Here is a 5,990-nt window from a genome sequence, read left to right on the forward strand (position 1 = left end):
TGCCAAATACAAGCAGGAGGTCTGGGAGGTTTTCAGGGTTAAACTCGGTCAGTACATAACGATTATTTTTTGACAGCTTAAGCATTTTTTCGAGCTTAACGAGCTGGTCGGCAGGAAAACCAAACGATCCGATATTCATCTTTTATCCTGTCAGAGTGCTAATCGAGTTTGCAGAACAGTAATTACATAAGCAGATCGTAGAATTACATGTGGTCTCATTATTTGAATCGAAGTTGCAAACTAAATTAGAACACTATTATTTATTGTTATTCTGTCGGTAGTTCCTCTACCGAACTATTTTGTACACTAATATGGTTCATAAGGACAAGTCACTGGCGCCAGAAAACCGAGGAAATCGTCGATAGTTATACCTTTGTTTAGATTTGTGGCAAGCCTCTTATTGATATTAGGGGTGATTGGATGCTCGTCATTGAAGTTTGGGCTTCAATGAAGCTGAAAGAAAATATGAGCAGGGATCGTGCACTTGGACAGTAGGCAGCGATTTAGTTTAGCTCGGCTGTCGCAGTGGTGGTGCTGACTAAAACGCGGAGTTTAGATACGACTAAAAGCCACAGCAGTTGCCGTGGCTTTTAGTCTGAGGGGAGGAGCTTAGTCTTTTACGCTTTGCTTCAGCAGATCTACGATCTGATCAAGCGCCACTTCTTGCTTGTCCTCGTCACGGCGGTGTTTATATTCCACTGTGCCTGCTTTGATGCCGCGGTCGGAGATGACAACACGGTGAGGAATGCCGACCAGTTCCATATCAGCAAACTTAACACCCGGGCTGACCTTCGCGCGGTCATCCAGTAAGACGTCATAGCCAGCGGCTGTGAGTTCGTTGTAGAGACGCTCTGATTCGGCGCGCACTTCTTCGGATTTCTCGTATTTCAGTGCCACAATGGAGATGGTGAACGGTGCGATAGACTCAGGCCAGATAATGCCACGGTCATCGTAGTTCTGTTCAATAGCTGCCGCGACAACACGTGTTACACCGATACCGTAGCAACCCATATCCATCACAACGGATTTGCCGTTTTCATCCAGAACGGTCGCGTTCAGCGCTTCTGAGTACTTCTGGCCCAGCTGGAAAATGTGACCAACTTCAATGCCACGTTTAATGATCAGGTTGCCCTGACCATCCGGGCTTGGGTCGCCTTCAAGCACATTACGCAGATCCGCAACTTCCGGCATTGGAAGATCACGTTCCCAGTTGATGCCGAAGTAATGTTTGCCGTCGATATTTGCACCTGCACCGAAATCTGAAGCATTGGCCAGTGCACGATCGATGATGCATGGGATATTCAGATTAACCGGTCCCAAAGAACCTGCGCCTGCACCAATGACATCGCGGAACTGTTCTTCAGTGGCAAAGGTCAGCGGCTCAGCGACCTGTGCCAGTTTCTCGGCTTTGATCTCGTTCAGATCATGATCGCCTCGTACCAGCAGTGCAACGAAGTCGGCTTCGCACTCTTCAGATGCCATCACCACCAGTGTCTTGACGGTTTTCTCGATTGGCACGTTGTGTTGCTCAACCAGTTCGGCAATGGTTTTCGCGTTTGGCGTATCAACCAGCGTCATCTCAGCGGTTGGGGCAGCGCGCTCGCCCGCGGGTGCCAGCGCTTCTGCCAGCTCGACGTTAGCGGCATAGCTGCTGGTATCGGAGAATGCGATATCGTCTTCTCCGGAGTCTGCCAGTACATGGAACTCGTGTGACGCGTTACCACCGATCGATCCGGTGTCGGCGAGTACCGGACGGAAATCCAGGCCCAGACGGGTAAAGATGTTGGTGTACGCCTCGTACATCACATCGTAGGTTTGCTGCAACGATTCTTTGCCAACGTGGAACGAGTACGCATCCTTCATGACAAATTCACGGGAGCGCATGATGCCAAAGCGTGGGCGAATTTCGTCGCGGAATTTGGTCTGTACCTGATAGAAGTTCGCTGGCAGCTGTTTATAGCTCTTCAGCTCACGGCGAACCATGTCAGTGATGACTTCTTCGTGGGTTGGGCCAACGCAGAATTCACGGTTGTGACGGTCACGTACGCGCAGCAGTTCTGGTCCGTACATCTCCCAGCGGCCAGACTCTTCCCAAAGCTCAGCAGGCTGGATCGCGGGCATCAGTACTTCTTGGGCGCCGGATTTGTCCATTTCATCGCGGACAATTTTTTCCACCTTGCGCAGGGTTTTAAGACCCATCGGCAGCCAGGTGTAGAGGCCGGATGCCAGTTTGCGAATCATACCGGCACGCAGCATCAGCTGATGGCTGATAACTTCTGCGTCGGATGGTGTCTCTTTAAGAGTAGCAATCAGATATTGGCTTGCGCGCATAGATCCTTAACCCATGAGTGAATTCAATCGTTGAAAACCGACCATTTTAGGGCTCCGTCCGCAGCCTGCCAAGGTTTGTATTGAATCAATTGGTCGTGTTCCGCATATTCCCGCCTCAAATACCCTGTTTCCGGTTACTAATCGTGCAATAAGGGTGAGTGTGTTCTGCTGAGGTGGGTGATAGGGGGCGTAAAAGCAGAATTTTACTTTCGCGTTATCACGGAAGGTTGGTTGCTTTTGGGGAAGGATTATTGAGGTTTGTGTTTCCTCTATGGGAAACCTGTCCGGTGGGGAAAGGCAAATGGGGTGGCTGATCAACCACCCCATATTTTGCCGATGATGCTTACGCGCTGTTTTTCAGCGTCACTTCCCGTTGCGGGAATGGGATCTCAATAGAGGCTTGCTGGAAGGCGGTATAGACGGCCAGATTGACCTGATACTGTAGTTCAAAGTAGCGCTGAGTGGGTACCCAATAGCGATAGCCGATATCAACCGAAGAATCTCCAAAGCCTTCAATTCCCACCTGAGGGGCTGGTTCCTGCGTGATCTCTTCGAACCCCGACAAGACCTCTCTGACAATGCTGATGGCATGGTTAGCGTCTGCGCTGTAACTGATCCCTATGCTGGCTTCGACAACCTTATTGGCAAAGGAGTTAGTGATAACTTCGCCAACAATATGTTTGTTGGGAATGGTGATCAGCTCCCCGTCTTCGGTGGATAAGAGGGTGTAAGCTAAACGGATCTCTTCAACGATGCCGGTAATGTCATTAATTTTAATGGTGTTACCCACCACAAACGGACGGGTCAAGATAATGGTGAAGCCAGCGCCGTAGTTTGAAAATACACCCTGTAAAGCCAATCCGACGCTGAGGGATATGGCACCGATGGCCGCCACAAATGGGGCAACGCTGATACCAAACTTGCCCAGACAGATAACAACGATCATGGCAATAAACAGCAGCCGTACGCAGTTGGCAATGAACATGCGCAGGGTGATGTCTATTTCATTTCGTTCGCAAATGCGAAGCGTAATGTTGCTAAACCAACGGGCAATGATCAGGCCGATTATAAAAATGATAATCGCGCCGATAACTTGAAAACTGTAGTTAACGAAGAAATCTACAATCAGGGTGTAGAAGTGGGTGAGGGATTGAAGTTCCTCTAGCATCGCTTGGACTCTCCGGCAGCAAGGATTGGCCAGAGAGTCAGCGGGCGTGAAAAGTGTCCGAAGCTTCCCTAGCGTTGATCAACGAACTGGAACAGTTCTTCCAGTTGATGCTCATTAAACACCGGAATGCCGCTGCGTAAAAGTTCTGATGCTGCTACGCCGCTGCCTTCGATCAATTGTCCTGAAAAGCTGCCATCATAAATTTGTGTATTGCCACAAGACGGGCTTTTAGCTTTCATCAAAGCGCAGCAGACGTGTTCTTTCTTCGCCAGCTCTAGTGTTTTCTCTGCGCCCATCAAAAACGCAGGGGTCACGTCTTCACCGGTGCGATCGGTGATCATGATCGGAAATTTGGATTGTGTTTCTGATGGTGCGCGGGGTATTGATAAACCGCCGGCACATTCCGGACAGATTTTTACGAGACGCCCTTCATCGTGCCAGCGTTTGATTACTGGGTGATCGATAAGGTTATCGCGACCGTCGTAACGAACCTGGTCGCCCATCAGACATGCGCTTATTAGTACTTTTCCCATGACAAAGCCGTTCTTATTGTTATTCTCGGCGGAGTATTTTACTCGCAGAGATAACCGCTGCAAGAGGTTATGCTTTGACCGAGGTCAGGCTGATAGCAGATTTCGTTTGCCCCGAATGTCTCTAACGTTGACCCGACATTCCTAACTATTGGCAATAATACGTTCAACCATGTTGCTCTGTAATTGCGCCAGGCGCACCGTTGTTTTATTCATATTGAGTGTTTCCTGGGCCTGAGAGGACGCTTTTAAGGCCGCATCACTTAGGGTATGGATCTGTTCGTTAACCTCAAGCGTGGTGGAGTTTTGTTGTTCGGTCGCACTGGCAATCTGGGTGGTCATATGGCTGATGCTATCAACTGCTTCAATGATAGAGATAAGATTGCTACCTGCTTCTTCGATCTGGTGGACAGTTGAATCGGCAAGCTCCTGGCCGCTTTTCATCGCTTTTGAAATGCCTCTGGTTTCGTTCTGTAAGCCCTCAATAATATTGCTTATTTCGGTGGTAGAGAGGCGCGTTCGCTGAGCCAGTGAGCGTACCTCATCTGCAACTACCGCAAAACCGCGACCATTTTCTCCGGCGCGGGCTGCTTCAATAGCAGCATTCAGTGCGAGTAAATTGGTTTGCTCAGCGATGTCATGAATGACCACCACAACCTTATCGATCTGGGCGTTGCGTGCTTCAAGACTCGATAGGTTTTCTCCAATACGATCAATGGCTGAATCCAGGTCCTTGATCGCATTCACCGCGTTATCTACCACGACAGTGCCCAGTTGCGCGTCATGCTGAGCCTGATGTACCTGCTCCAGTGCCAAACGGGTATTCTGAGCAACGTCCCCGGTTGTTGCCGTCATCTCTTCAGCAGCAACGGCAATCTGTTCAAGCGCTGCCGTTTGGGTCTGTATGTCGTTAAAGGTTGAACTCATGATGTTGGCAGAGCTATCTGAGCTGTGTTTTACCTCATCTGACGTGTTTTGAATGCGCCGCAACACGGCATCAAGTTGTGATAGCAACTGACACTGAACCAGCTCGAGCTGGCCCACATCGTCAGCTGTGCCGGTATATACCAGCTGCTTTACCGGATGGCTGACAATACGTCGGCTATTATCGACCAAGGTTTTGAAGCGGCGAGTAAGTAATTTACAACCTGTTATTGCCATCACCGCAGAGAGTGAAGCCACGGCAAATGCGCCTGGTGTCGGGGATAGCCATAACAGAAAAATTATCGAGGGAAGCAGGGATGCGAGAGCGGCTAAACTCAGCTTCGTGCCCAGTTCAAACTGTTTGCGTGAAAGCGCCTTCGGCGTTTTGCCCTGACGGCGTTGTTCATAGATATCTGCTGCGAATCGAGCGGCTGTTGCTGACGGTTTCCGGTAAATGATCTGGTATTCCGTGATCTCGCCATGCTCTAGAGTGGGAATAATGTAGGTGTCAGCCCACATGTCTCCGCCGGATCGATTCCGGTTAAGAATCATCCCCATCCATGGGTGGCCTGCTTCTACGGTCTCCCACAGCTGTTGGAATGGGCCTTTTGGCATATCTGGATGTCGCAGGATGTTGATGTTTTTACCAACCAGTTCTTCGCGACGATAACCCGATGTTCGGCAGAAGTCTTCGCTGGCGTAACGAATATTGGCTTTTGGGTCTGTTGTTACAACCAGGATGTCACTGTTGGACGGGCTGTTATTCTTATTAATATCCATCTTTTGGGTGTGGCTCCAAGGCTATTTCATTTTTCTGAAGAACCTTTGGGTACAGCAGGAACTATGCCAAGCACCCTCCTTGTTGCGTAATCGGAAGCATAAGCGCCCGGATGTCGGGTGTTTCTCAGCTTGATCGCTTTTTGATAATGGTGACGTGATTGTTTGCCTTTGATGATTTGATTAAGCCGGTCCTTGAAATGTGTGAGCACGAATTTATTTATTAACCTTTTGGGTAGTTTGTTTCGAGGCCCAACGAA

The 5,990-nt window shown here is 49.5% G+C and carries 5 protein-coding genes; all 5 read right to left on the reverse strand.

What is annotated here, in order from left to right:
• Positions 1–609 precede the first annotated feature (609 nt).
• The gene (locus tag ABYW01_RS11975) at positions 610–2,331 is read right to left on the reverse strand and encodes a proline--tRNA ligase (RefSeq protein WP_372832941.1); all 1,722 of its coding nucleotides are present in this window, start codon (positions 2,329–2,331) and stop codon (positions 610–612) included.
• 343 nt (positions 2,332–2,674) lie between these two features.
• Entirely contained in the window at positions 2,675–3,499 is an 825-nt protein-coding gene (locus tag ABYW01_RS11980; protein WP_372832942.1) for a mechanosensitive ion channel family protein, read from the reverse strand.
• A 68-nt stretch (positions 3,500–3,567) separates the two neighbouring features.
• Positions 3,568–4,032, reverse strand: a complete 465-nt coding sequence (locus ABYW01_RS11985) for a DUF523 domain-containing protein (RefSeq protein WP_372832943.1) — start codon at positions 4,030–4,032, stop codon at positions 3,568–3,570.
• A gap of 141 nt (positions 4,033–4,173) precedes the next feature.
• Positions 4,174–5,733 carry a methyl-accepting chemotaxis protein gene (locus ABYW01_RS11990; protein ID WP_372832944.1) on the reverse strand — a complete coding sequence of 520 codons (1,560 nt, stop codon included), beginning with the start codon at positions 5,731–5,733 and terminating at the stop codon, positions 4,174–4,176.
• Between the two features lie 26 nt (positions 5,734–5,759).
• The coding region (locus ABYW01_RS11995; protein ID WP_372832946.1) for a hypothetical protein at positions 5,760–5,990 on the reverse strand (231 nt) is incomplete at its 5' end.

The organism is Pontibacterium sp. (assembly GCF_041587635.1).
Lineage (GTDB): Bacteria > Pseudomonadota > Gammaproteobacteria > Pseudomonadales > Balneatricaceae > Pontibacterium.